Source organism: Pseudogulbenkiania sp. FW507-F1, from assembly GCF_058781125.1.
In genome coordinates this window covers 42400-68577 of the sequence record NZ_JBYSWM010000006.1, presented here as the reverse complement: position 1 = coordinate 68577, position 26178 = coordinate 42400, and the positions used below count along the sequence as shown (strand labels likewise).

At 67.1% G+C, this 26178-nt stretch carries 22 protein-coding genes; 5 read left to right on the top strand and 17 right to left on the bottom strand.

Annotation, left to right across the window (positions count from 1 at the left end):
• Nucleotides 1-6: 6 nt before the first annotated feature.
• The 3 genes from AC3WG5_RS05500 to pgi all read left to right on the top strand — a co-directional run bounded on the left by AC3WG5_RS05500 (nt 7) and on the right by pgi (nt 3924).
• A complete protein-coding gene (locus AC3WG5_RS05500) occupies nt 7-813 on the top strand; it encodes an HAD family hydrolase (protein ID WP_492568081.1) in 807 nt (268 codons plus the stop codon).
• A gap of 258 nt (nt 814-1071) precedes the next feature.
• Entirely contained in the window at nt 1072-2124 is a 1053-nt protein-coding gene (locus tag AC3WG5_RS05495) for a porin (protein WP_008955218.1), read from the top strand.
• Nucleotides 2125-2220: 96 nt separating this feature from the next.
• On the top strand, nt 2221-3924 hold the full coding sequence (gene pgi / locus AC3WG5_RS05490) for a glucose-6-phosphate isomerase (RefSeq protein WP_492568080.1): 1704 nt from the start codon (nt 2221-2223) through the stop codon (nt 3922-3924).
• A 54-nt stretch (nt 3925-3978) separates the two neighbouring features.
• Here pgi and AC3WG5_RS05485 read toward each other — a convergent pair whose 3' ends face one another.
• From AC3WG5_RS05485 to pyk, 4 genes are all read right to left on the bottom strand, one after another.
• Nucleotides 3979-4479 (bottom strand): heme-degrading domain-containing protein, encoded by a 501-nt coding sequence (locus AC3WG5_RS05485; RefSeq protein ID WP_492568079.1) that lies wholly within the window; start codon nt 4477-4479, stop codon nt 3979-3981.
• A complete protein-coding gene (locus tag AC3WG5_RS05480; protein WP_492568078.1) occupies nt 4476-5537 on the bottom strand; it encodes an oxidoreductase in 1062 nt (353 codons plus the stop codon). Before AC3WG5_RS05480 ends, AC3WG5_RS05485 begins: the two co-directional genes overlap by 4 nt.
• Nucleotides 5538-5640: 103 nt before the next feature.
• A complete protein-coding gene (locus tag AC3WG5_RS05475; protein ID WP_008955222.1) occupies nt 5641-7269 on the bottom strand; it encodes an NADP-dependent glyceraldehyde-3-phosphate dehydrogenase in 1629 nt (542 codons plus the stop codon).
• A gap of 100 nt (nt 7270-7369) precedes the next feature.
• Entirely contained in the window at nt 7370-8800 is a 1431-nt protein-coding gene (gene pyk / locus AC3WG5_RS05470; RefSeq protein ID WP_492568077.1) for a pyruvate kinase, read from the bottom strand.
• 478 nt (nt 8801-9278) lie between these two features.
• Here pyk and AC3WG5_RS05465 point away from each other — a divergent pair, with 478 nt between their 5' ends.
• The gene (locus AC3WG5_RS05465; RefSeq protein WP_492568076.1) at nt 9279-9932 is read left to right on the top strand and encodes a Clp protease ClpP; all 654 of its coding nucleotides are present in this window, start codon (nt 9279-9281) and stop codon (nt 9930-9932) included.
• A gap of 75 nt (nt 9933-10007) precedes the next feature.
• Here AC3WG5_RS05465 and AC3WG5_RS05460 read toward each other — a convergent pair whose 3' ends face one another.
• The 4 genes from AC3WG5_RS05460 to AC3WG5_RS05445 are packed head-to-tail and all read right to left on the bottom strand — an operon-like array spanning nt 10008 to nt 16317.
• Entirely contained in the window at nt 10008-11369 is a 1362-nt protein-coding gene (locus AC3WG5_RS05460; RefSeq protein ID WP_492568075.1) for an MBL fold metallo-hydrolase RNA specificity domain-containing protein, read from the bottom strand.
• The gene (locus AC3WG5_RS05455) at nt 11369-12223 is read right to left on the bottom strand and encodes a formate/nitrite transporter family protein (protein WP_492568074.1); all 855 of its coding nucleotides are present in this window, start codon (nt 12221-12223) and stop codon (nt 11369-11371) included. The genes AC3WG5_RS05460 and AC3WG5_RS05455 overlap by 1 nt, the downstream gene beginning before the upstream one ends.
• Nucleotides 12224-12241: 18 nt before the next feature.
• Nucleotides 12242-14899 (bottom strand): formate dehydrogenase subunit alpha, encoded by a 2658-nt coding sequence (gene fdhF, locus AC3WG5_RS05450; RefSeq protein WP_492568073.1) that lies wholly within the window; start codon nt 14897-14899, stop codon nt 12242-12244.
• On the bottom strand, nt 14887-16317 hold the full coding sequence (locus AC3WG5_RS05445) for a complex I 51 kDa subunit family protein (protein WP_492568072.1): 1431 nt from the start codon (nt 16315-16317) through the stop codon (nt 14887-14889). Before AC3WG5_RS05445 ends, fdhF begins: the two co-directional genes overlap by 13 nt.
• 265 nt (nt 16318-16582) lie before the next feature.
• Here AC3WG5_RS05445 and AC3WG5_RS05440 point away from each other — a divergent pair, with 265 nt between their 5' ends.
• On the top strand, nt 16583-17806 hold the full coding sequence (locus AC3WG5_RS05440; protein ID WP_492568071.1) for a diphosphate--fructose-6-phosphate 1-phosphotransferase: 1224 nt from the start codon (nt 16583-16585) through the stop codon (nt 17804-17806).
• A gap of 281 nt (nt 17807-18087) precedes the next feature.
• On the opposite strand, the gene rfbC is transcribed toward AC3WG5_RS05440, so the two are convergent.
• The 9 genes from rfbC to AC3WG5_RS05395 all read right to left on the bottom strand — a co-directional run bounded on the left by rfbC (nt 18088) and on the right by AC3WG5_RS05395 (nt 26158).
• Nucleotides 18088-18630: a dTDP-4-dehydrorhamnose 3,5-epimerase gene (gene rfbC / locus AC3WG5_RS05435; RefSeq protein WP_482582946.1), complete on the bottom strand. Its 543-nt coding sequence runs from the start codon at nt 18628-18630 to the stop codon at nt 18088-18090.
• 213 nt (nt 18631-18843) lie between these two features.
• A complete protein-coding gene (gene rfbA, locus AC3WG5_RS05430) occupies nt 18844-19728 on the bottom strand; it encodes a glucose-1-phosphate thymidylyltransferase RfbA (RefSeq protein ID WP_492568070.1) in 885 nt (294 codons plus the stop codon).
• Between the two features lie 5 nt (nt 19729-19733).
• Nucleotides 19734-20627, bottom strand: a complete 894-nt coding sequence (rfbD, locus tag AC3WG5_RS05425) for a dTDP-4-dehydrorhamnose reductase (RefSeq protein ID WP_482582947.1) — start codon at nt 20625-20627, stop codon at nt 19734-19736.
• Nucleotides 20627-21688 carry a dTDP-glucose 4,6-dehydratase gene (gene rfbB, locus AC3WG5_RS05420; RefSeq protein WP_482582948.1) on the bottom strand — a complete coding sequence of 354 codons (1062 nt, stop codon included), beginning with the start codon at nt 21686-21688 and terminating at the stop codon, nt 20627-20629. The genes rfbD and rfbB overlap by 1 nt, the downstream gene beginning before the upstream one ends.
• A 171-nt stretch (nt 21689-21859) precedes the next feature.
• Nucleotides 21860-22120 carry an acyl-CoA-binding protein gene (locus AC3WG5_RS05415; RefSeq protein WP_085276413.1) on the bottom strand — a complete coding sequence of 87 codons (261 nt, stop codon included), beginning with the start codon at nt 22118-22120 and terminating at the stop codon, nt 21860-21862.
• Between the two features lie 101 nt (nt 22121-22221).
• Nucleotides 22222-22905 carry an energy transducer TonB gene (locus AC3WG5_RS05410; protein ID WP_492568069.1) on the bottom strand — a complete coding sequence of 228 codons (684 nt, stop codon included), beginning with the start codon at nt 22903-22905 and terminating at the stop codon, nt 22222-22224.
• A gap of 7 nt (nt 22906-22912) precedes the next feature.
• Nucleotides 22913-23647: a DsbC family protein gene (locus AC3WG5_RS05405; RefSeq protein WP_008955237.1), complete on the bottom strand. Its 735-nt coding sequence runs from the start codon at nt 23645-23647 to the stop codon at nt 22913-22915.
• Nucleotides 23648-23663: 16 nt separating this feature from the next.
• The gene (locus AC3WG5_RS05400) at nt 23664-24824 is read right to left on the bottom strand and encodes a UbiH/UbiF family hydroxylase (protein ID WP_492568068.1); all 1161 of its coding nucleotides are present in this window, start codon (nt 24822-24824) and stop codon (nt 23664-23666) included.
• A 173-nt stretch (nt 24825-24997) separates the two neighbouring features.
• Nucleotides 24998-26158 (bottom strand): FAD-dependent monooxygenase, encoded by a 1161-nt coding sequence (locus tag AC3WG5_RS05395; RefSeq protein WP_492568067.1) that lies wholly within the window; start codon nt 26156-26158, stop codon nt 24998-25000.
• Between the last annotated feature and the right edge of the window lie 20 nt (nt 26159-26178).

Below are 26178 nucleotides of genomic sequence, written 5' to 3'. Positions count from 1 at the left end.
ACCGCCATGTACGCTGCGATCGCCTCCGATCTCGACGGCACCCTGCTGGATGCCCGCGAGACCATCACGCCGTTCACCGCCGCCACCCTGCGCGCCGCCGCCGCGCGCGGCGTGCACCTGATCATCGCCACCGGCCGCCACGTGCTCGACGTGCGGGGCCTGATCGACGGACTGGAACTGCCGATCAGCCTGATCACCTCGAACGGCGCGCGCGTGCACGGCAGCGACGGCGCCCTGCTCCACGCCGACGACGTGCCGGCTGAGCACGTGCGCGCGCTGCTGCAGCCGGACCTAGCGCACGGCACCCGCCTCAGCCTGTACCTGGACGAGGGCGGGCTGTGCTGCCTGCACGACGGCTACGTCCACCGCGACGCCGAGACCGGCTTTTCCAAGCAGTGCGACGACCTGTCGCAACACTCCGGCGAGGGCGTGGCGAAGCTGATGTACACCGCGCCGCCGACACGCCTGGCCGAGATCGAGGCGGCAATCCGCCAGCGTTTCGGCAGCGCGCTGGCGCTGACCTACTCGCGCCCCGACTACCTGGAAGTGATGGCCCCCGGCGTCAGCAAGGGCCGCGCGCTGACGCGCCTGCTGGCACGCTTGGACGTGGCGCCGGAGCACTGCGCCGCGTTCGGCGACGGTCTCAACGACGTCGAGATGCTGCAAAGCGTCGGCCATCCGTTCCGCATGGCCAACGCCAGCCCGCGCCTGTCCGCGCTGCTGCCCGAGGTGGCCGAGGCCGGCCACCACGACGAGGCCGGCGTGGCGCGCCAGATCAGCCTGGCGCTGGGGCTGGCCGTGCCGGAAGTGTGAACGCCCCACTGACCGAATGGCCGCAAAGAGCCTGTTCGTCAGTCTGGCAAAGAAGAACCTGTTCACGATCTCGCGAGCTAGAGCGAGACAAGGCAAAAACGGCTGAGGAAGCAGAGTTTACAAGCGGTAAATGAGCATTCCGAAGGCGGTTTTAACGCCGTATCGCCGAAGCGAAGCAGCTCGTAAACAGGTTCGAAGAAGCGACGGGTGAGAACCCATCGTATGCAGTGCCTTTTCTAATAAGAGCAGAGGAGAAAGATGAAAACCAAAACCATGAACGTGAAAAACGTCGCGCTGGTTTCTGCCGTGCTGTCGCTGTTTTCCGGCGCCGCGCTGGCGGACGTCAGCATCATCGGCAAGATGGAAGCCGGCGTGCAGCGCAAGAGCAACGTCGACGGCACCCATGTCAACGGCGTCAAGGACTTCGGTTCCGAAATCGACTTCGTCGGCAGCGAGGACCTCGGCGACGGCCTCAAGGCCATCTGGCAGATGAACAACAACGTGCACCTCGACGGCGGCCAGGCCGGTGATACCTTCGCGTCCGGCGACACCTTCGTCGGCCTGTCGGGCGGCTTCGGCGCGGTCAAGCTGGGGCACGGCATCGACGCCTACGGCGAGGGTTACTGGAAGGCCAACTTCTTCGACCTGGGCGACCACGGGCCGGACCGCGGCGTCGGCGGCGTGCTGGGGCTGAGCGACGCCGGCAACTCGAAAGGCGCGGTCAAGTACGAGACGCCCAAGTTCGGCCAGTTCAACGCCGCCGCCAGCTGGGCGGCCGGCGAGAAGGGCTCGGGCAGCGCCGCCGGCAACGCCTGGGCGCTGGGCGCCAACTTCGAGGGCGCCAGTTACGGCCTGCACGCCGGCTATCAGCGCCAAGACCTGGTCAACAACGCCTCGGCCCCCTACGTCAACGTCGGCCATGCCGACGACTGGGTGGCGGCCGGCAAGGTCACCCCGCTGCAGGGGCTGACGCTGGCGGCGGAATACAACCATTCCCGGCTCTCGGCCACCACGCCGGGGGCGCTCACCGGCAGCAGCACGTCCTTCGTTGTGCCGGCCGATCCGGTCGCCATGAAGAGCCTGATGCTGCTGGCCGAGTACAAGCCGGACCGTCTGGCGCTGCGCGCTTCGGTGCTGCGCACCGACAACTACCAGTACGTCAGCGACAAGCGCCGCAACGAGTTCGTGCTGGGCACCAGCTACGACCTCTCCAAGCGCACCGCCCTGCTGGCGGAATACCTGCGCAGCAAGGTCAGCAGCGATGACCGCGCCAGCAGCGAGCTGGTGATCGGCCTGCACCACGGCTTCTAAAACCGCGAAAACCCGGGGCGGCGCGAGCGCCGGCCCGGGTTGTCAGACCCTGTTTATCCGACTCGTGTCGAAACGTCCAAATTCAAGGAGCGTACCGTGAGCAAGCTCACCCAACTGCCGGCCTGGCGCACCCTGTGGAACCACTTTTCGCGCGCGCGCGACTGGCACATGCGCGAGCTGTTCGCCGCCGATCCCGAGCGCGCCGAACGCTACTGGCTGCAAGCCGAAGGGCTGACGCTCGACTACTCCAAGAACCGCATCAGCGACCAGACCCTGACCCTGCTGTTGCAGTTGGCCGAAGAAGCCGGCCTGCCGGAGCAGATCGAGGCCATGTTCCACGGCGACAAGATCAACGTCACAGAGAGCCGCGCCGTGCTGCACGTGGCGCTGCGCAACCGCGCCGACACCCCGATCCTGGTCGACGGCGAAGACGTCATGCCCAAGGTCAACCGCGTGCTGGAGCGCATGGGCCGCTTCGCCCACGCCGTGCGCTCCGGCGAGTGGCTGGGCTACACGCGCCAACCGATCACCGACATCGTCAACATCGGCATCGGCGGCTCAGACCTCGGCCCGCTCATGGTGTGCCAGGCGCTGCGCCCGTACGCGCATCCGCGCATGAACATGCACTTCGTCTCCAACGTCGACAGCTCGCAGCTCAAGGAAACGCTCAAACGCGTGCACCCCGAGACCACGCTGTTCGTGATCGAGTCGAAGACCTTCACCACGCAGGAAACCCTGACCAACGCCCTGACCGCGCGCGAATGGTTCGTTGCCCGCGCGCGTGACGAGAAGGCGGTGGCCAAGCACTTCGTCGCGGTCTCCACCAACAAGCAGGCGGTGGCCGAGTTCGGCATCGACCCGGCCAATATGTTCGAGTTCTGGGACTGGGTGGGCGGTCGCTTCAGCCTGTGGTCGGCGATCGGCCTGCCGATCATGCTCTACCTGGGCGAGGAGAGCTTCCTCGAGTTGCTGGAAGGCGCGCACGGCATGGACCAGCATTTCCGCAACGCGCCGCTGGCCGCCAACATGCCGGTAATCCTGGCGCTGATCGGCATCTGGTACATCAACTTCTATGGCGGCGGCAGCCACGTCATCGCCCCGTACGACCAATACCTGCACCGCCTGCCTGCCTTTATCCAGCAGCTTGATATGGAGTCCAATGGCAAGCAGACCCTGCGCGACGGCCAGCCGGTGGATTTCGAGACCGCACCGATCATCTGGGGCGAGACCGGCATCAACGGCCAGCACGCCTTCTTCCAGCTGTTGCACCAGGGCACCCATACCTCACCGATCGACCTGATCGCCTCGCTGGAGAACTGCAGCTCGCTGCCCGGCCACCACGAGATCCTGCTCGCCAACCTGTTCGCCCAGGCCGAGGCCTTCATGCGCGGCAAGACCGCCGACGAGGTGCGCGCCGAGCTGACGGCGCAGGGGCTCGAGGGCGAGGCGCTGGAAAAGCTGGTGCCGCACAAGGTGTTCGGCGGCAACCGCCCCACCAACACCCTGCTGATGAGCCGGCTCGATCCGCGCCACCTCGGCGCGCTGATCGCGCTCTACGAGCACAAGATCTTCGTGCAGGGCGCGATCTGGGGCATCAACAGCTTCGACCAGTGGGGGGTGGAACTGGGCAAGCAGCTCGCCAAGACCATTCACGCCGAGCTCGCCGGCAAGCGCGGCCCGGCCCAGCACGACAGTTCGACCGCCAAGCTGATCGCGTTCTACCGCCAGGTCAACGGCGCCGAGCCGGCCCCTGCCCCGGCGCCGGTGAAGCCCAGCCAGGCGCAGCCGCAGGAAGCCTGAGCCAGCGTCAGCCAGCAAAAAGCCCGTCGCACAGACGGGCTTTTTGCTTGGGTTTCACTCCAGCGCCAGTTCGGCCAGCGGCTGGCCGAGATAGTCCGCCAGCACCGCGACGATCAGCGCGTGGTCCTCGCGCTGCGGCAGGCCGGACACGGTGACGGCGCCGATGCAGCCGCTGCCCGTCAGTCGCAACGGGAAGCTGCCGCCGTGCGCGGCGTAGTCGCGCGTGGCAAGACCCAGCTTGGCTTCCAGCGTCTGGCCGTCGCGCTGCAGCGCGAGCCCCACGGCGTAGGAGCTCTTGTGCGTCAGCTCGACTAGGTTGCGCTTGCGCCGCGCCCAGTCGGCGTTGAGCGGCGTGGTCCCCGCCATCGTGTGCAGGAACACGGTCTCGCCGGCGAGGCGGATCTCGAGCGCCAGCGCGGCGTGGCGCGCCTCGGCGGCGGCCTTCAGGCGGCAGCCCAGCTCCCAGGCGCTGGCGTGGTCGAAATGGCCGAACTGCAACCGCTGCTCCTGCAGCGCGACGCGGGCGAGATCGGCGTCGACATCAAACTGACTCATGCGACGGCCTCCTCGGCGGCGAACGGCACTTCCCTCCCCTCGGCGGCGCTCCGGCAGCCGGCCTCGATCACGCGCATCACGGCGATGGCATCACCCGCCGGCACCGGGTTGGCGGTGCCATGCAGGATCGCGTCGCGTAGCGCCGCGTAGTAGGCCGGGTAGTCGCCGTGCCGCGTCGGCACGCGCTCGTGACCGGGTTGACCGTCACGCCATACCGTGAGGATGCCGTCGCGCTCGTCGCGGCCCCAGTCGGCGGCGGACGGAAACCGGCCGGCCTTGAGCGCGGCTTCCTGCTCGTCCAGCCCGTGCTTGAGGTAGCTCGCCGCGGTGCCGTGCACGGCGAAACGCGCCCCCGGCTCGGCGGTCAGCGTGCTGGCGTGCAGGATCACCTGCAGGCGCTCGTAGCGCAGCAGGGCGTGGAAGTAGTCGTCCACCTCGGCGCCGTCGCGCAGCGTGGCGCGCGTCAGCGCGATGCCCAAAGGTTGGCCGAACAACTGCAGCGCCTGGTCCACCAGGTGCGGCCCCAGGTCGTACCACAGCCCGGAGCCGGCGCTCGCCGCGCTCTCGCGCCAGCGCTGCGGCACCTCCAGGCGGTAGCGGTCGAAGTGCGACTCGAACTGCACCACGCGGCCCAGCCGGCCCTCGTCGAGCAGCGCCTTCAGCGTCAGGAAGTCGGCGTCCCAGCGCCGGTTGTGGAACACCGACAGCACGCGCCCGGTATCCCGCGCCAGGGCCTCCAGCTCGCAGCCCTCGGCCACGGTGACGGTGAACGGCTTGTCCACCACCACGTGCTTGCCCGCCAACAGCGCGGCGCGCGCCAGCGCATGGTGGGTCTCGTTCGGAGTCGGGATGACGACGAGGTCGATGTCGGCGCGCGCGAACAAGGCCTCGGGGGTGGCTTCAACGTCGAGCGACGGACGCTCGGCGCGCACCTGATCCGGCCGGCGGCTGGCGACGGCGACCAGCTCGAGGCCGGGAGTGGCGGCAATCAGCGGAGCGTGAAAGGTCTTGGCGGCGCTGCCGTAGCCGACCAGGCCGACGCGAAAGGGATGGGGCATGGGCGAGTCCTTGCAAAAACAGAAACCCTGCCGTCTGGGCAGGGTTGCGGAAAAAGGCCCTCCAGGCGGGCTTCGGCCAACCTGGAGAGTGGTCTCATACGGCTTAGAGAATGAAGCGCGTATTGATGAAATTACTCTCGTTCGACAGCACGATCGCGTCCAGCAGCTTCTTGCTCGCCTCGGTCTCTTTCGCCGCCACCATCGAGCGGATCGAGAACGCGCGCAGCGCGTCGTGCACCGACAGCGTGCCCTCCGCCGAGTCCTTGCGCCCGGCGAACGGGAACACGTCCGGGCCGCGCTGGCACTGGCAGTTGATGTTGACGCGGCAGACCTGGTTCACCAGCGGGTCGACCAGCTCGGCGATCTGGTGCGGGTTGCTGCCGAACAGGCTCACCTGCTGGCCGTAGTCCGAGCTGATCACGTAGTCCAGCGCGTCCTCGATATCCTCGAACGGCGCCACCGGGATCACCGGGCCGAACTGCTCCTCGCGGTACAACTTCATGCCTTCCTTGACCGGGAACACCACCGCAGGGTGGAACAGCGTCTCGGCCACGCTGCCGCCGCCTTCGTTGATCACGCGCGCGCCCTGGGCCTTGGCATCCTCGACGCATTCGGTCAGGTAGCGGCACTTCTCCTGGTCCGGCAGCGGCGTCACCATCACGCCCTTCTCCCATGGCATGCCCACCTTGAGCGCGTTCACCGCCTCGCTGAAACGGCGCAGGAAGGCCTCGGCGATGGACTGGTGCACCAGGATCATCTTGATCGCGGTACAGCGCTGACCGTTGAACGACAGCGAGCCGGCGATGCATTCCTTCACCGCGAGGTCGAGGTCGGCGTCCGGCAGGATGATGGCGGCGTTCTTGGCGTCGAGCCCCAGCACCGCGCGCAGGCGGTTCGATTTCGGGTGCGCCTTCTTCAACTGGTCGGCGACGCGGCTGGAGCCGATCAGGGCCAGCACGTTGATCTTGCCGCTGTTCATCAGGTAGGGCACCAGCTCCGAACCCTTGCCGTAGACCGTGTTGATCACGCCGGCCGGGAAGGCGCTGCGGAACGCCTCCAGCATCGGGTAGTACAGCAGCGTGCCGAACTTCGGCGGCTTCAACAGCACCACGTTGCCCATGATCAAGGCCGGGATCAGCGTGGTGAAGGTCTCGTTCATCGGGTAGTTGTACGGCCCGAGGCAGAGCGTGATGCCGAGCGGCGAGCGGCGGATCTGGCCGATGGTGCCGTCGACGATCTGGAAGCGCGAGTTGTCGTTGTCGAGCTTCTTCAGCGCGTCGATGGTGTCCTTGATGTAGACGATGGTGCGGTCGAATTCCTTCTCGGAGTCGGGCAGGCTCTTGCCGATCTCCCACATGATCAGGTTCACGATCTCGCGGCGCTTGGCCAGGATCTGGCGCGTGAATTCCTCGACGCAGCCGATGCGCTCCGCCACCGACATGGTCGGCCAGGCGCCGCGGCCGTTGTCGTAGGCGGCCACCGCGGCGGCCAGCGCTTCGTCGGCCTCTTCCTTGCCGGTGACCGGGATGCTACCGAGCTCGACGCGGGCCAGCTCGCCGTTGTCCTGGCGGGTGTAGACCGGCGACAGCACGGCGCGCGTCTCGCCGTGCCACATCTTGAGCTGGCCGTTCACCAGCAGCGTGCGCTGGTGCAGCGGGGCGAGAATCTGGCAGTCGGCCGGAACGGCGCTCTCGGCGGGGAACAGGGCGTGCAGTTGTTCGATGGTGTTCACTCTCGATGTCCTTTGTGTGTGCAGTGTGTGAGAACCTGCTCACGATCTGTCGCGAGCAGGTTCTGAGCGGTCGGGGCTCAGCCGCGATCCGTCTTCGCGCTTATTCCGGCCAGACCACGCGCAACAGGTTGGTCGAACCCGGCGTGCCGAACGGGATGCCCGCCACCACGATCAGCGGCCGGCCCGGCTGGTAGTAGCCGGTGTTCTTGGCGGCGGCGCTGGCCTTTTCCACCATGTCCTCGACGTTCTTGGCGTCCTCGGTGGCGTACGAGGTCACCCCCCACAGCAGCGCCAGCTGGCGCGCCACGGTGCGGTTCGGCGTCAGGCTCAGGATCGGCGAGGCCGGGCGTTCATGCGCGACGCGGAAGGCGGTGGCGCCCGAGGTGGTGTAGGTGATGGTGGCGCCCACCGGCAGCACCCCGGCCACGCTGTGGATCGCCGCGCCGATGGCGTCGGTGGAGTTGGCCTGGTGGCGCGTGGTCACCGCCTGCATCAGCTGGCGCTGCAGCGGGTCGCCCTCGGTGTGGTGGATGATGCGCTGCATCATCGAGACCGCTTCGACCGGGTAGTGGCCGGCGGCGGACTCCGCCGACAGCATCACGGCGTCGACGCCGTCGTACACCGCGGTGGCAACGTCGGAGGCCTCGGCGCGGGTCGGCGCCGGCGCCTTGATCATCGACTCCAGCATCTGGGTGGCGACCACCACCGGCTTGCCGGCCTCGCGGCACAACCGCACGATGCGCTTCTGGATCGACGGCACCTCTTCCGGCGGCAGTTCCACGCCGAGGTCGCCGCGCGCCACCATGATGGCGTCAGCCACCTCGATGATGGCCTCGAGGTTCTGCACCGCCAGCGGCTTCTCGATCTTGGCCATCAGCTTGGCGCGGCCACCGATCAGCTCGCGCACTTCCAGCACGTCTTCCGGGCGCTGCACGAAGGACAGCGCCACCCAGTCCACCCCCAGTTCCAGACCGAACTCGAGGTCGCGGCGGTCCTTGATCGACAGCGCCGACACCGCCAGCGCGGCGTCCGGCACGTTGACACCCTTGCGGTCGGAGATGAGGCCGCCCGCCACCACTTCAGCCTCGATGACATCGGGCGTGACGGACACGACGCGGAAACGCAGGCGACCGTCGTCGACCAAGAGCTGGTCGCCCGGCGAGACGGCAGAGAAGATTTCGGGGTGAGGCAGGCAGACGCGCTCATGGTTGCCCGGCTCCGGGTTGCGGTCGAAGGCAAAGCGCTGGCCGGCGACGAGTTCGGCCTGGCCGTCGGCGAAGCTCCACACCCGCAGCTTGGGGCCCTGCAGGTCGAGCAGCACGCCGATGGGGCGGCCGGCCAGGTGCTCCACCTGGCGGATGGCGGCGAGCCGGGCGGCGTGGTCTTCGTGCGCACCGTGGCTGAAGTTGAGGCGGAACACGTCGGCGCCAGCCTGGTGCAGGGCGGCGATGGTATCCACGGTGCTGCTGGCCGGCCCCAGCGTGGCGATGATCTTGGTGCCACGGCTCTGGCGTTCGCTACATGTACCCATACTCACTCCTCCTTGTCCTTATGTAGTAGAACTACATTGAAATCGATTTCACATTAACTGTCAACAGACATCACCCAGCCCTGTTCCACACAGCTGACATCCGTACCAAAAACCTCAACAAATCCTTCAACATCAGTCCATTAAGAGAAAAAACCCATCGCGACAGTGCCGTCTTGAGGCCATCAAGCCATACAGCCTGCACTCTCAGACACGAAAGGGAATGGACACAACTCCAATCGAGTATATTTGTAGTAAAACTACTACGCAACCGCTAACGGAATGGTTGCGGCAAGGCGGGACAAGGCACGCAACAAGCCCATCACAGCGACCAGGGAAGAACTTCAGCAACAGCGGACGCGGCGAGCCTTGGCGGCCCGGGCAGAAAAGGGGAAGACCGACGGCGCGCCCGGCGCGAAGGCGTGGTCGCCTGCGGAAATGGGCTCTAAGATGGAATCATGGCCAGCACCGTGGAGGTACCATGACCAAACCGACCATCAGCGCCCAGGGCGAGCCGGGCGAGGACCAGCCCGAGCCCCCGGTGTTCCAGGGACTGTCACGCTACGAAATACGCTCGCAGCTGAGCGAGATTTCCTTCTACCTGTGCGGCGAAATCCAGGCCTCGCACTTCTACACCAATCTGTTCTACACCCTGCGCAGCGCCAGCGAGACCGACATCATCTACCTGCACCTCAACACCACCGGCGGTGACTTCGACACCGGCATGCAGATCATCAACAACATGCAGTCCTCCTGCGCCCACGTCATCACCGTACTCGAGGCGCGCGCCTACTCGATGGGCGCGCTGATTTTCCTGGCCGGAGACGAACTGGAAGTGCAGGACAACTGCCAGCTGATGTTCCACATCTACTCGGGCACCTTCGCCGGCCGGGGAACCGAGCAGCAGGCACAGATCCAGGCGGTGAGCAGCTGGTTCGAAAAGGTCATGCAGCGCATCTGCCAGCCCTTCCTCAGCACGGCGGAGGTCGACAAGGTGCTCAAGGGGGCGGATGTCTGGATGGACTCGGACGAAATCCGGCGTCGCCTGAGCCGCCTGCAGCGCGCACCGGCCAAGCCGTCCGCGCCGCGCCGCAACCGCAAGAACAGCGCGCCCGACGCCGAACCCGGCAGCTGAGCGGCACCAGGGCGCATCATCGATGGTTTCTCAGGCGGGGCGCGGGCGCAATGGACGGCACGCCCGACGCCGCCCTCAATCCAGCTGCTGCGTCATGCCGTGCTCCGGCACCGAACAGGGCCAACGCAGCTCGGTGGCGATACGGCGCCGCAGCGTGTCCGCTGCCACCGGTTCGCCGTGCACCACGAAGGTATGCCGTGGCGCGCTCTCGAAGCCATCCAGCCACGCCAGGATTTCACTGGCATCGGCGTGTGCCGAGAGGTTCTCCAGCATCACCACCTCGGCACGGATCGGCACTTCCTCGCCGTGGATGCGTACCGATTCCGCCCCGCCGACGATCGCCGCCCCGCGCGTGCCGCCTGCCTGGAAACCGGAGAACAGGATGGTGTTGCGGGCGTAGGGTGCGAACGCCTTGAGGTGGTGCAGCACCCGGCCGCCGGTGGCCATGCCGCTGGCCGAAATGATGATGGCGGGCTCGTGCCGTTCGTTGAGGCTCTTGGACTCCTCCACCGTACGCACGATATGCGCCACGCGGCACATGCCCTCGCACTCCGCCGGGCTGAGCCGATGCTCGCGGCGGAAGCGATGGTAGAGCTCGGTGGCATCGGTGGCCATCGGGCTGTTGAGGAACACCGGCAGGTCGGCCGGAATCGCTCCGGACTGCTTCAGACGGTACAGGTAATACATCAGCGACTGGGTGCGCCCCACCGCGAAGGACGGGATCAGCGTGATGCCATGGCGCGCCGTGGTGCGCCGGATGATCTCGGCCAGCACCTTGGCGGTATCTTCCGGCGGGTGGCGACGGTCGCCATAGGTCGACTCCACCAGCAGATAGTCGGCCCGGGCGATGCGCTCGGGCGGCACCATGATCGGATCGTGCGGTCGCCCCAGGTCGCCGGAACACAGCAGCGTCACACCACCGGCGCTGATTTCCACCATGGCGGCGCCGAGAATGTGCCCGGCCGGGTAGAGCGTTACCGTGATCCCCTTCGCCACCTGCCGGGGCTGATGCCAGGGCAGCATCTGCAGGGCCTTCAGCGAGCGCTCGGCGTCGGCCAGGGTATAGAGCGGCAGTGCCGGATGGTGCTTGGAAAAGCCGTGGCGGTTGGCGTACTCGGCCTCTTCCTCCTGCAAGTGGCCGCTGTCCGGCAGCAGTATCTCCGCCAGCGCGCAGCTCGCCTCGCTGGCGTACACCGGGCCGGCAAACCCTTCGCGCACCAGCAGCGGCAGGTAGCCGCTGTGGTCGAGGTGGGCATGCGTCAACACCACGGCGTCGAGGCGGGCCGGCTCGAACGGCAGCCGCGCCCAGTTGCGCAGGCGCAACTGCTTGAAGCCCTGGAACAAACCGCAATCCACCAGCACGCGCGAACCGCCGTGCTCCACCAGAAACTTGCTGCCGGTGACGGTGCCAACCGCCCCCAGAAAGGTGATACGCATCACTCGCTCCCGTTTTCCGCCGCAACGGGCGCCGCCACGGCGGCCCCGCGTCGGTAGATCAGGTAATACACCAGCGCCACCAGCACGCTGCCTCCCAGCAGATTGCCGGCGATCACCGGCAACAGGTTGCGCAACAGACCGCCCCAGCCGATGGTATCGGCGAACGGAATCGGGCCGGCGACACCATCCTTGAGCAGCATCGCCAGCGGGATCAGGTACATGTTGGCGATGCTGTGCTCGAAGCCGGCGGCGACGAAGGCCGAGATCGGAAACACCACCGCCACCATCTTGTCGGTGACGCTGCGCCCGGCCATCGCCATCCACACCGCCAGGCACACCAGCACGTTGCACAGCGCTCCGCGCCAGAACAGCGTGGCCAGCGGCGCCGAGCACTTGGCGGCGGCCAGCCGCACCACCTGCTCCGCCACCAGTCCGTGGTTCAGGGCCGGGTGCCCCGACAACCACACCATCAGCGCCAAGCCGGCGGCGCCGACGAAATTGGCCAGGCACACCACCAGCCAGTTCCGCAGCAACAGGCCGGTGCCGATGCGGCCATCGGCCCAGGCCATGGCGAGCAGGTTGTTGCCGGTGAAAAGCTCCGCCCCGGCCACCACCACCAGCAACAAGCCGAGCGAAAACACCAGCCCGCCCAGCACGCGGCTGGCGGCGAACCCCAGGGAGGGGTCGCTGGTCACCAGCACGAAGTAAAGCGCCCCCAGGCCGATGAAGGCACCGGCCAGCACGCCCAGCAGCGCCATCTGCCGCAGCGGCAGCTGCGCCTTGGCCACGCCGATCGTTTCCACCCGTTCGGCGATCTCGGCCGGCGAGAAGGCATCGAATCCGTATAGCGCCATCAGTGCCCTCCCTTTCACTCAGGCCGATGCGGCCGTTACCCGCACCGCGGTCACCTTGTACTCCGGCGCCTGCACCTGCAGATCGCGAATCGACGAGGTCAGCCGGTTCACCAGCGGCTCGCTGCGGTGGAAGGTGGCGAACACCTGCCCCGGCTGTACCTGGCGGCTGATGCGCAGCGGCAGCACCACCTCGCCGTAGCGGCTGGTCACGCGCACCGGCGCGGCGTCGGCCAGTCCCAGGCGCGAGGCGTCGGCCGGCGCCATGTCCAGCGTGTCGGCCGGGCGCAGCACCGTATCGGGGGTGCGGTTGCTCATCGTGCCGGCGTTGAACTGGTAGAGCGTGCGCCCGGTGAGCAGCAGCAGCGGGTAGTCGGCGTCGGTCTGTTCCGGTGTCGGCAGGTAGGCTATGGCTGCCAGCATGGCGCGCTGGCCGACCGGGAAGCTCGACTGATACAGCACCGGGGTGCCCGGATGTTGCTCATCCGGGCAGGGCCAGTGCAGGCTTTCGTGTTCCAGGCGGGCGTAACTGAGTCCGGCCCCCTCCGGCCACAACGCACGCACCTCGTCCCAGATCGCCTGCGGACCGGCAAAATCGAACCCCTCGGCTCGCCCCAGCCGCGCCGCCAGCTGCTGGATGATCCACCAGTCAGGCCGGGCTTCACCCGGCGCCGGCACCACCTGGCGGATGCGCTGCACGCGTCGGTCCGAATTCATGAAGGTGCCGTCGCGCTCGAAGAACGACGCGGCCGGCAGGAACACGCTGCCGAAGGCCTTGGCGGTTTCGTTGAGGAACAGGTCCTGCACGATCACCAGCTCCAGCTCGGACAGCGCCCGGGAGGTCTCGCCGACGTTGGCCAGCGACAGGTAGATGTCGTAGCCGAAGGCCCACATCGCCTTCAGCTCGCCGGCGGCAGCGGCGTCCACCATCTGCAGCAGGTTGCGGCCATGGCGTTCCGGCAGCGGGGCACCCCAGGCCGAGGCGCAGCGCGCCCCGGCCTCCTTGAAAGAGTGCCCGCCGGGCAGCGTCGCCGGATCGCAGCCCATGTGCGCCGCCCCCTGCACGTTGTTCTGCCCGCGCAGGGGGTTGATGCCGGCGCCGGGACGCCCCAGGTTGCCGGTGAGCAGCGCCAGGTTGATCAGCGTCATCACGCCCTCGGTGCCCTGCAGGTGCTCGGTCACGCCCAGACCATGCAGGCACATCGACGGGCGGCCGGCAGCGTAGAGCCGGGCGGCGGCACGGATGTCGGCGGCGCTCACGCCGCACTCCATCGCCACCCGCTCCGGGGCATAGTCGACGATGAAATCGGCAAACTCGTCGAACCCGTCGACCCGCTCGCCGATGAAGGCCTGGTCGAGCAGGTCTTCCTCGATCAGGGTCGCCGCCATGGCATTGAACAGCGGCACGTTGCACCCCGGCCGCGGTGCCAGGTGCACGTCGGCCAGCCCGGCCAGCTCGGTGCGGCGCGGGTCGATCACCACCAGTCTGGCACCGTTCAGCACCGCCTGCTTGATGCGCGCCCCCACCACCGGGTGGTTCTCGGTCGGGTTGGCACCGCAGATCAGGAAGGCCCCGGCCAGTTCGATGTCGTCGAAGCCATTGCTCGCCGCGCCGGTGCCGAGCATGGTCTTCAAGGCCTTGGCGCTGGGGGTGTGGCAGACGCGGGCGCAACAGTCGACGTTGTTGGTGCCGAGCACTACCCGGGCAAATTTCTGCGCCAGGTAGTTCTCCTCGTTGGTGGCGCGCGCCGAACCCAGCACGCCAATGGCGTCCGCACCATGCGCGGCGACGATGGCGCGCAGCTTGGCGGCGGTGAAGTTGAGCGCCTCGTCCCAGCTCACCCGGCGCCAGCCCTCGCCGTCGCGGATCATCGGCCAGGTGATGCGTTCGGGAGAGTGGTTGAACTCGAAGGCATAGCGGCCCTTGACGCACAGGTGGCCGCGGTTGACCGGGCTCGCCGCCGGGCGCACCGCCACCACCCGCCCGCCGCGACGCCCCACCTCCATCTGGCAGCCCACCGCGCAGTAGACACAGGTGGTGCGCGTCCAGCCCTCCACCTCCACCGTCACGCGCTTGTCGTAAAGCGCCCCGCTCGGGCAGCTGTCGACACAGGCGCCGCAGCTGACGCAGCCCCCTTCCAGCAGGGTGGCACCGTGCGCCGGGGCGATGCGCAGCGCCGCACCGCGCTGCCACGCCTCCCACACGAACTGCCCTTGCAGCTGCTCGCAGATGCGCACGCAGCGCTGGCAGTCGATACAGCGCGTCATGTCGATGCCGATATAGGGATGCGAGTCGTCGAGAAACAGGCCATCGCGCAGCTGCCCGCCCGGCTCCACGTCATAGGCCGCAAACAGCCGATGCAGAGGGTGCTGCGGTTCGGCCTCCATGGCCGCCGGCGGATAGCTTTCGGCCAACAGCTGCAAGTGGGTACGGCGCAAGGCGCGCAGGGCTGGCGTGTCGGTGCGGATCACCATGCCATCCTCGGCCTGGCAGGCGCAGCTCGCCACCGGCCGCGGCTCGCCGTCGACCTCCACCAGGCACAGCCGGCAGCCGCCGTGCGGCGTGAGCCGCGGGTCGTGGCACAGATGCGGCACCTCGGCCCCGCCCTGCAACAACACGTCGAGCAGCCGGCCCGGCTCGGCGCTCCGGACGATGCCGTCGATGGTCAGCTGAAGCATGCCTTCCACTCCTCGGGAAAATGGGTCTGGACGGCCCGGGCGAACTCGGCCAGGCCGCGCCCGTGTCCGCACAGGCTGGCGGCGCCGAGCGCGTCGAGCAAGTCGGCGCAACGCCCCGGCTCGATGCGTCCTCCCGCCATCGCCGCCTCGAACATCGCCGCCAGCTGCGGCGTGCCGCGCTGGCACGGGGTGCATTTGCCGCACGATTCGCCGGCGCCAAAGCGAAACACCTCGGCCAGAATGGCGGCGAGCGGGGTATCGTCGGCAAAGGCGATCACCCCGCCGTGCCCCACGGCACAGCCGATGGCCTGCATTTCCTCGTAGCCCAGCGGGGTATCGAGCAGGCGCGGCGGTACGATGCCGGCCAGCGGGCCTCCCACCATGACCCCCTTGAGACGGCCGCGGCGCAATCCGCCGCCCAGTTTGTCGACCACTTCGGACAAGGGCAGCCCGAACTCGACCTCATACAGCCCCGGCCGGCTGAACAGCGAATTGAGCGACAACAGCTTGGTGCCGCGGCTCAACGAGAAACCGAGCGCGGCGTAAGCAACGGCACCGTGCTCGACGATCCACGGCAACGCGCACAAGGTCTCGACGTTGTGCAGCAGCGTCGGCGCGCCGAACAAACCACATGCGCTGATCTGCGGCGGCCGCAGGCGCACCTCGGGGCGGCGCCCCTCCAGCGCGTTGAGCAGCGCGGTCTCCTCGCCGCACAGGTAGCTGCCCGCCCCGATCACCAGCTCGACGTCGAAGCGCTCCCCCAGCCAGCCGGCCCGGCGCGCCTGCTCGATGGCTTCGGCCAACCTCGCGCCCGCCAGCGGATACTCCTTGCGCAGATAGATATAGCCCTGCCCGGCACCCACGCCATGGGCGGCGATGATCATCGCCTCGAGCACACGGAAAGGATCATCCTCCAGCAGGAAGCGGTCGGAGAAGGCGCCGGGGTCGCCCTCGTCGGCGTTGACCACCAGATACTTGCGATCGGCCGGCTGCGCAGCCACCGCCTGCCATTTCCTCCCCGCCGGGAAGCCGGCGCCGCCGCGGCCGCGCAGCCCGGACATCTCCACGGCGTGCCGCAGTTTCTCCGGCGCCATGGCCATGGCACGCTGTCGCGCCGTCCCGCCACCGCGCGTGACGTAGTCGGCCAGACGGTGTACCCCGCCCGTCAGCACGTTGCCGAGTAACACCGCCTGGCGGCTGTGCACCTCGACGTGCGGACGCGGATCGTGGTCGGCCGCGCTGGGGCCGGCGTAACACTTGCCGAGACAATACAAGGGGGACCTGTCGCGCTGCGCCGCCGACCAGCGCACCGGCGCATCGGCGCGTGCGGCAAAGCAGGCCAGCCCACGGCAGCAACGCCCGGCCAGCGGCTCGCCAAGATGGTAGAAGGTATGGGCGGCAAGGTGTCGGGGCAGCACGCGCACGTAAAATCCCCCCTGAGCATAGGGTTTAACTCTTTTACTGTAGTCAAGCGGCGCGAGCGCAACCGGTATCAGATCAAACACAGCGCAAATAAGCGTCCGCCCCAGGCAGTCGGAACATCCGGAGACGACGGAGGAAGAGCGGCACGGTTTGTTATAGTGGTATTAAAGAGGTGGCATCCGCCGCCTCGGAAGTGCGCCCAGTGCAAAACCGCCCCTGTCGCGGCCATGGCACCTGGCCCACGTCGATCGGGAGCCTGCCTTGACCTCGTCGCGCGTGCTGTATCTGCAATCAGGAGGGCCGACGGCGGTGGTCAACGCCTCGGCCCAGGGCGTGATCGAAGCGGCCCGACACGCCGGCGTGTCGCTGTGTGCCGCCCGGCACGGCCTGACCGGGCTGCGCCAGGGTGAACTGCTCGACCTGGACGCGGTACCGCAACGGCAATGGCAGCTGCTCTCCACCCTGCCCGGCACCTGCTTCGGCGCCAGCCGCGAGATGCTGCCCCCGTACGACTCGGCACCGGAGACCTGGCACCAGCTACACGACGTCCTGCGCGGGGCAGGCATCGGCACGGTATTGCTCAACGGCGGCAACGGCTCGATGGCCACCGCGCTGCGGCTCACCGAATTCGGCCAGCGCCTGGGCTACCCGCTCCGGGTCATCGGCATTCCCAAGACCATCGACAACGACCTTGTCGCCACCCATTTCAGCCCCGGCTACCCTTCGGCGGCCAAGTATCTGGCCGCCTCTGTACGCGAGTTGGCACTGGATGTATCGAGCCTCGGGCCGGGGCGAGTGATGCTGCTGGAAACCATGGGCCGCAACGCCGGCTGGCTCGCCGCCGGCTGCGCCGCCGCGGCACGCCACCCGGGCGACGCCCCCCACCTGCTGTTGCTGCCCGAAGTGCCATATCGGCCGAAACGCCTGCTCGATGCCCTCGACACCTGTCTGCGACAGCACGGCCATGCCGTGCTGGTCGTCGCAGAAGGCGTGCGCGACGACAACGGCGTGCTGCTGGCCGAACAGCCTTACACCCCCGGCTCCCCGTTCCAGCAACTGGGCGGCGCCGCGCAGCGCGTGGCGTCCTACCTGGCACAGCAGCGCGGCCTGCACGTCCATGCCGCGGTGGCGGATTGCCTGCAGCGCGCGGCACGCCATCTCGTTTCGGCGCTCGATCTCAGGCTGGCGCAAGCGGCCGGACGCACGGCGCTGGAATGGGCATTGCGGGGACAAAGCGGAGTGATGGTGGGACTACATCCGGCACGGGGAAAAGAGGACTGGGAAATGGCCGCGGTGGCGCTCGCCGACGTGGCCGACGCCGAACGCCTGCTGCCGGCCTCGTACATCGGAGCGGATGGTTTCTCGGTGAGCCCTGACTTTCTCGACTACCTCCGCCCCCTCTTGCAGGGGGAGGACTGGCCACCCTTTGCCGACGGCCTGCCGAGCTATCCATCGCTGCAGTGGCCGATACTGCGCTGGCGATGAGCGGCGCCGAGCGGCATTCCCGTTTCCCCGAAGGGGAACGGCAGACATGATAAGCGCCCCTCCAGTCCCGGCACCGACCTAGCTGCTCACACCGCTAAAATCAATCCGGCCACCTTGGGGCGCACTTTCACTATAGTCCCAGCCTCGCAGAATGCAAGGCGAAGTCCTGCTCGGAACCCTCATGCCCGCCAGCCTGGCAACCCCGGTCCAAGGCGGTCCCGTACGCCCATCCCTGACGAACCATGGGCCGATGCCCATACACCACGTGCAGGGCGACGGCGTCAGAACCGCGGCGCTTCGGCGAAGCTCAGCCCCTGCCGGTCCTTGTCCGACAAGACGGGCGGCTGCGTCAGCGGCCAGTCGATCCCCAGCGCCGGATCGTCCCAGCGGATGCAATACTCGTCCCCGGCATGCCAGTAATCGCTGACCTTATAGCAGAATTCGGCCCCATCCTGTAGCGCCAGGAAGCCGTGCGCGAACCCTTCGGGAATCCACAACTGGCGCCGGTTCTCGGCTGACAGCGTCACGCCGTACCACTGCCCGAAGCTGGGAGAAGCACGTCGCAAGTCCACCGCCACGTCCCATACCGCGCCTTGCGTCACCTGCACCAGTTTGCCTTGCGGATGGGCGTGCTGGTAATGCAGGCCACGCAACACGTTGGGCCGGGAGCGAGAACGGTTGTCCTGCACGAAGCACACCTCGCGCCCGATCAGCGCGGCAAAGCGGCGCGCGTTGAAGGTCTCGCAGAACTCGCCGCGCTCGTCGGCAAACACCACCGGCTCCAGCAGCAGCAGACCGTTGAGCGCGGTCTCGATGATTTTCATTTTTTTGCCCCAAAGCTTGTGAAAGAAATCGTTGCGAGCGGCCCTCAGCGGGTAAAGAGCAGCACAGAAACCGGAATGTACACGGAGTACATGAGGATTTCCGCTCGCTGAGCGAATCTCTGCGTGCACATCTTTGGTGGGCCCAGCGAAAGATTCGCACGCAGTGCGCATGAACCCGGATCAGGGACGCGCAGCCGATTTATTCACAAGCTCTCAGAAGATGCGTTCGTTGAGCAAGGACAGCAGGTACTGGCCGTAGCCGTTCTTCTTCATCGGCTGGGCCAGACGGGTCAGCTGCTCATCGTCAATGAAGCCGCTGCGCCAGGCCACCTCCTCCGGACTGCCGATCTTCAGTCCCTGGCGCCGCTCCAGCGTCGAGATGAACTGGCCCGCCTCCAGCAGCGATTCGTGGGTACCGGTATCGAGCCAGGCATAGCCCCGCCCCATCACCTGCACGTCCAGTTGTGCGGCATCGAGATAGCGGCGGTTGATGTCGGTGATTTCCAGTTCACCACGGGCCGAAGGACGCAGCTCGCGCGCGAAGTCGACCACCTGGTCGTCGTAGAAGTAGAGCCCTGTCACCGCATAGCGCGACTTCGGTTGCGCCGGCTTCTCCTCCAGACTGACGGCATGGCCCATCTGGTCGAACTCCACCACGCCGTAGCGCTCCGGGTCGTGCACCGGGTAGGCAAACACCGTGGCGCCACGCTCACCCTCCGCCGCCTGTTTCATCTTGCCGGCCAGGTCGTGGCCGAAGAACAGGTTGTCCCCCAGCACCAGTGCCGACGGCTGCCCCGCCAGAAACGACTCACCGATCAGAAAGGCCTGTGCGATGCCGTCCGGCGTGGGCTGCACCGCATAGCTGAGACTCATACCCCACTGGCTGCCATCGCCCAAGAGCTGCTGGAAGCGCGGCGTATCCTGTGGCGTCGAGATGATCAGCACGTCGCGGATGCCCGCCAACATCAGGGTACTGAGCGGGTAGTAGATCATCGGCTTGTCGAACACCGGCAGCAGCTGCTTGGAGACGCCGAGGGTGACCGGATAGAGCCGCGTGCCGGAGCCGCCGGCGAGAATGATGCCTTTGCGTTGAACCATGAGAATTATCCCTTTTGGATGGCGAGCTGCTGCAACACCAGCTGCAGATGATGACGCCAGTCGGGCAGTACGATGCCCAGAGCGACGCGCAGCTTGTGCGTGTCGAGCCGAGAATTGGCGGGGCGCTCGGCCGCCGCCGGGTAGTCCGCGGCAGGAATGGCCTGAATCGCCTCCGGCTTCAGCACCAACCCTCCCCCGACATCCTGAGCCAGTCCGACGATCTCGCGGGCGAAGCCGTGCCACGAGGTCTCGCCCGCGGCCGTCAGATGATAGAGGCCGTAGGGCAACACTCGCCCCTCGCGAAGCCGCGACACCAGTTGCGCGCTGACATCGGCGATCAGCATCGCCGAGGTCGGTGCCCCGACCTGGTCGTGCACCACGTTCAGCGTGTCACGCTGGGCGGCCAGGCGCAGGATGGTCTTGACGAAGTTGCCGCCGACGCTCCCGTAGACCCAACTGGTACGCAGCACATAGTGACGCGAACAATCGTTCATCACCGCCAGCTCGCCATCGCGCTTGGTACGGCCATACACACTCAAGGGCCTGGTGACATCGCCCTCTCGGTAGGGTGCCGCCCCTGCACCGTCGAACACGTAATCGGTGGAAAAATGCAGCAAGGTGGCGCCCAGACGTTCGGCCAGGCGCGCGAGTTCGGCCGGCGCCTCGGCGTTCACCCGCTCTGCCAGCGCCGGCTCGGCTTCGGCGCGGTCGACCGCGGTGTAGGCGGCGGCGTTGACGATCAGGTCGGGAGCGAACTCGAGCACCGGCGGCGCCAACTGGTCCGGCCTCGACAAATCCAGAACCTCGCGCCCCGGCGCCCATAACTTACCGTAGAGCGCCAGACTGCGACGCAGCTCGAAACCCAGCTGGCCGCTGCCGCCGATCAACAGGATACGCATCAGGCAGCTCCGTAGTGCATGTCGATCCAGTCGCGATACGCACCACTTTTCACCGCCCCCACCCACTCCGGGTTAGCCAGATACCAGGCGACCGTGCGCTCGATCCCGCTGGCGAAGGTCTCGCGTGGCTCCCAGCCCAGTTCGCGGCGCATCTTGCCCGCATCGATGGCGTAGCGTCGGTCGTGTCCGGGGCGGTCGGCGACGAAAGCGATCTGCTGCCGGTAGGACACCCCATCGGCGCGCGGCCGGCAGGCGTCGAGCGTGGCGCACAGCGTCTCGACCACCTCGAGGTTGGTCTTCTCGCACGAGCCGCCGATGGCGTACACCTCGCCCACCCGGCCACGCTCCAGCACCGCCATCAGCGCACGGCAATGGTCCTCGACGTAGAGCCAGTCGCGGATCTGGCGACCGTCGCCGTACACCGGCAAGGGCTGGCCGTCGAGGGCGCGGTCGATCATCAGCGGGATCAGTTTTTCCGGGAACTGATACGGTCCGTAATTGTTCGAGCAGTTGCTGGTCAGCACCGGCAGGCCGTAGGTATGGTGCCAGGCGCGCACCAGGTGATCGGAGGCCGCCTTGGAGGCGGCGTAGGGACTATTCGGGGCGTACGGCGTGGTCTCGCAGAACGGGGCATCGTGCTCCCCCAGCGAGCCGAACACCTCGTCGGTGGAAACGTGCAGAAAGCGGAACGCCGCCTGGTCCCCGTCCGGTAGCCCCGACCAGTAGGCGGTGGCCGCCTGCAACAGACGGAAGGTGCCGTCGATATTCGTTTCGACGAACACCGCCGGGCCATGGATCGAGCGGTCGACATGGCTTTCGGCGGCAAAGTTGAGGATGGCGCGGGGGCGGTGTTCGGCCAGCAGCCGCTCCAGCAGCGCCGCATCGCCGATATCCCCCCGTACCAGCTCAACCCGGCCCTCCTCAAGGTAAGGCTGCAGGTTAGCGGCGTTACCGGAATAGGTCAGCTTGTCGAGCACCAACACCGGTTCATCATTCTGCTCCAACCACAGCCTGACAAAATTGGCTCCAATGAAGCCTGCCCCACCCGTCACCAGAATCATCGCTTCCTGCCCCCTCTTATGCTGCCCGCCGCCCGGGCGACGCACCGTATCATTCCAGCCGGGTATTCTAGCGGTTCTGGCACGAGGACACGAAAAAACCGGTGGGGCTACCACCGGTCTTGTTCATCGCCCCGTATCAGACCGGGCCATGCCATCGCAATGACGTGGCGGTTACTCGTTCATCAGCTTGTTGACCACGTCCACGTAACCCTGCATTGCCTGTTCGGCGCTCATGCCCTTGATCTTGTCCCAGGCGTCGTACTTGGCACGGTTGATGAAATCCATCATGCCCGGTCGCTCGCCCTGGACATCGCCTTCGGTCGCCTGCTTGAACAGCGAGTAGAGCTGCAGCAGGGTCTGGTTGTCCGGCCGCTCGGCCAGGGTTTTCACATCGGCCTGGGCCTGGGCGAACAACGTTTGCAGATCTGACATGTTCATTCCTCTGGGTGATTGGGAGCCTGCCTCCCGTTGCGCATGGATGCCGGTTGCCCAGCTTAATCGAGTCGTACTCTAGCACAAATAAAACAATCGTTTTAATTTTGCATGCGCACCTCGATACGCTTGTAGCTCTTTACCGCCACCCCGTGCCGGCGTGCCGGGGCGAAGCGGGCCGAGAGGAAGACACGGCGGGCCTCACGCTCGAGGACCCCAGCGGCATCGGGCTGTTCGGGCTCCACGGCGTCGACGCCGCCTCGTTCATTGATGTAGACCCTCAGCATCAGGCGCAACTCGCCCTTGGGGGCCTCCGGCGGCAAGGCAAGCTCGATCGGTTGCAGCGGCACCGCCAGCACATCGAGCGCCGCCGCGGGGAAATAACCCTCCCCGTCGGCCCCGGACAATTCGGTGGCCGGAGCCGCCGCAACAGGGGCCGATACATCCGTCGGCATGGTCAGAGGAGCGCTGTCCGCCGAGGAGGATGGTTCATCGCGGATCGGGAGCAAAGCAGGATGGGGCGCCTCGCTCGCGAGCAGCAAGGGGGGGACGGCAGCACTCGCGGGGTGATCCTGGCCGACCGCCCGGGAGGGTTGCAGCATCACGCTGAGCACGCCCGGCACCGACGCGGCCCTGGGCGGAGACCCCGGCAGCAGCATGGCGGTGGCGTGCAAGCCCAACGACAAGCTCAGCGCCAGCGCCAGCCGCTCGCCGATGGACAGGTGCCGATACCAGCAAACCGGTCTCCTGTCCACATCGAAACCGCGCCCCGCTGCCGAGCACATGGAGGGGTTACTGGGCGCTCAGGTATTTCTCGAATTCGGCCGAAGGAATCGCCCCGGATACCATGCGGCCGTTGCCGAACACCATGGTGGGCGTACCGTTGATGCCAAGCTTGGCCCCCAGCGCCTGGTTCTGCTCCAGCACACTGACATCGCAGTTGTCCGGACCGCTCAACTCGGTCCCCTGACGCATGTGCGCAGTCCAGCTGCCGACGCGGTCCTTGCTGCACCAGATCTGGCGCGACTTGCGCATGGCGTCGGGGTGCAGCTGGGTCAGCGGGTAGAGGAAGGTGTAAATGGTGACATTGTTCACGTCCTTCAGCGTTTCGCGCTCCAGCTTCTTGCAGAACGGACAATCCGGGTCGGAGAAAATCGCCACCTTGCGCGCGCCGCTGCCGCGCACTTCTTTCATCGCCGCCGCCAGCGGCAAATCCTTCCACGCCACCTTGGAGAGTTCGGCCACGCGCTTCTCGGTCAGGCTCTCGCGCTTTTCCGCATCGATCAAATCGCCGACGAAGAGGTGCTTGACGCCGGCGTCGACGTAGACGATCTGACGGCCCGGCAACACCACCTCGTAGATGCCGCTCACCGGCGTCGGACTGACACTTTCCACCTTGCGATCCGGGAAGCGGGTAACGAAAGCCTTCTTCACCTCGGCCACGTCCGGATCGGAGGCCTTGGCAACGCAGGCGGCCGATGACAGCAGCAGCGCTGCCAGCGCCAGTTTTTTCAGGGTTGCATTCATGCGTTATTTTCCTTGTTCAGAAACCAATGGCATGGCGGGCGAATTGCCGCTTCAGCGGAGTCAGTCGGTTGGTCAGGCTCAGCCCGGCGTTGCGCAGCCACGGCAAACCCGGCAGCTGGTGCTGATGGAACAGCGCAAACAGCGCATCGCAGGTGGTCTGCATTGTCACCACCGCTTCCTTGCGCTGCCGTGCGAAGCGCCGCAGCAACAGCCAGTCGCCGGGATCGCGATGATCCTGCAGCAACGCCGCCAGCGTCGCCGCATCCTGGAACCCCAGGTTGACCCCCTGCCCAGCCAATGGGTGCACCGTATGTGCCGCGTCCCCGACCAGCGCCACCCGCTCTTTCACAGTACTTTGCGGACGAATCAAGCGCAATGGAAAGGCGGCGGCCGGGGTGATCACGCTCAAACCGCCCAGGGCGTAGTCTCCGGTGGAGGCCACGGTTTCGGCCAAGGTTTCGGCGTCGAGTTCCAGCAGCGACTCCGGCTCCGGCGTCGACCACACCATGGACATGCGCTGGCCGGCCATCGGCAACCACGCCAGGATACCGTCGCCGAGGAACCACTGCCGCGCCACGTTGCCGTGCGGCCGTTCGCAGTCGAAATTGGCCACCACGCCGGACTGGCCGTAGGGCTTGACGCTGGCCTCCAGACCGAGCTGGCCGCGCACCCAGGAGTTGGCCCCGTCGGCGCCCACCAGCAGCGCCGCAGTCAACTCGCGGCCGTCGTCGAGCGTCAGGCAAGCCTGACGCGCCGTGGTGGAGAGCGCGCTCGGACGCACCCCGGTCAGCAGGGTGATGTCGCAGCACTCCAACCGCCGCCACAGCGCCGCCAGCATCCAGCGGTTCTCGGCGATCCAGGCCAGCGCCTCGGCATCGGCGTCGCTGGCGGCAAACTCGATACGGCCGCCGCGGTCGCCGCGCACGTCCATGCTGGCGATGGTGCCGATGCGCTCCATGCCGGGCCACGCCCCCAGGCTTTCCAGAAAGCGGCGGTTGGCCGGGCTGACGGCGTAGATACGCGCATCCCAGCCCTGATACAGGTCATCGAAGCGGGCGGCCTGCCCTTCCAGCAAGGCCACGCGCCGGCCGGCCTCGGCCAGCGCCAGCGCCAGGCTGGCTCCGACCAGACCGCCGCCGACCACGATGACGTCGAAATCGTTTTGTCTCGTATTCATTACTTAGCGAGTCCTTTAGACCTCACGGTGCGGGTGAAAGAAATCGTCCCGCGGGGATTCCCTGCGATCATCGCAGCGCCACGAGGCCCGTTCGAGAAGCGCCGCCGTACATCTGGCACGGCGAGCATCACAGGACGGGGATGGGGACGCACAGCCGATTTATTCACAAGCACTCACACACCGAATACCAGGTGACCGGCAAAGGCGCGACGCAGCGGTGGCAGCACGTCGAGTGCCATCATGCCGGCGCCGCGCACGGTTTTGACCAGCGGCGAATGACCGTCGAACAGGCGGATCAGGCCATGGGTGAAACCCACGACGGCATGGCTGTCGATCTTGCGTGAGCCGGCGAAGGCGGCGAGGGCTCGGGCATCACCCGGATCGGCCACACCCTCCAAGGCATCGGCTAGACCGGCCGCGTCGCGCAGACCCAGATTGAGTCCCTGCGCCGCGACCGGATGCATGGTCTGAGCGGCGTTGCCGATCAGCGCCACGCGCCCGCTGACCAGCCGGTTGGCCTGCTTGAGCGCGAGCGGGAACACCGCGCGCGGTCCCGCCGTGAGAATCCGCCCCTGGCGTTCGCCGAAGGCCTGCTGCAACTCGGCGATGAGCACGCTGTCGTCGCTATCACGCAATCGAACGGCGTCGTCGGCGCTACGCGTCCACACCAGCATGAAACCGTCGCCGTGCGGCAGCAGCGCCAGTGGACCGTGCGCGGCAAAACGCTCGTAGGCCACTCCCTGCGGCGGCCGTTCGGTGGTGATCGGCGCCAGCACCGCACATTGGCGGTAATCGTGGCTCAAGCGCTTGACCCCGGGCAGGGTGGCGGCGAGTTCGCCCCCTTCGGCCAGCACCACCAGCCGCGCGGTGAGCATGCCCGGCCCCTCCGGGCTGGCCACGGTCAGTCGTGCGTAATGCGGCAGCGACTTCACCGACTCCACCCGGCTCTGCCACAACACCATGACCCCGGCGCTTTCCAGCGCGGCGTTGAGCGATGCGGTCAGCACCGGGTAGTCGACCACCACGCCCAGGTGCGGCAGCGCCAGGTCGGCACGGTCGAGCACGGTGCGGCCGCAGCTGCCCTGCTGCGACACGTGCACGGTGTCGATCGTCGTTGCGGCCAGTGCGTCCGGCCAGCCGCCGGCGTCACGCAGCATCTGGCGACTGGCCCAGGACAGCGCCAGCGCGCGCGCGTCGCGGATCGGCGCCTCCTTGGCGCGCGCCTCCACCAGCAGCACGCGGCGTCCGGCGCGGGCAAAACGCAGGGCAGCCAAGGCGCCGACCGGGCCGCCTCCGACTACCACGATATCGGCGTGTTCAGGATTTACTGTCATCGTTTCGTTGCTTCACCAGA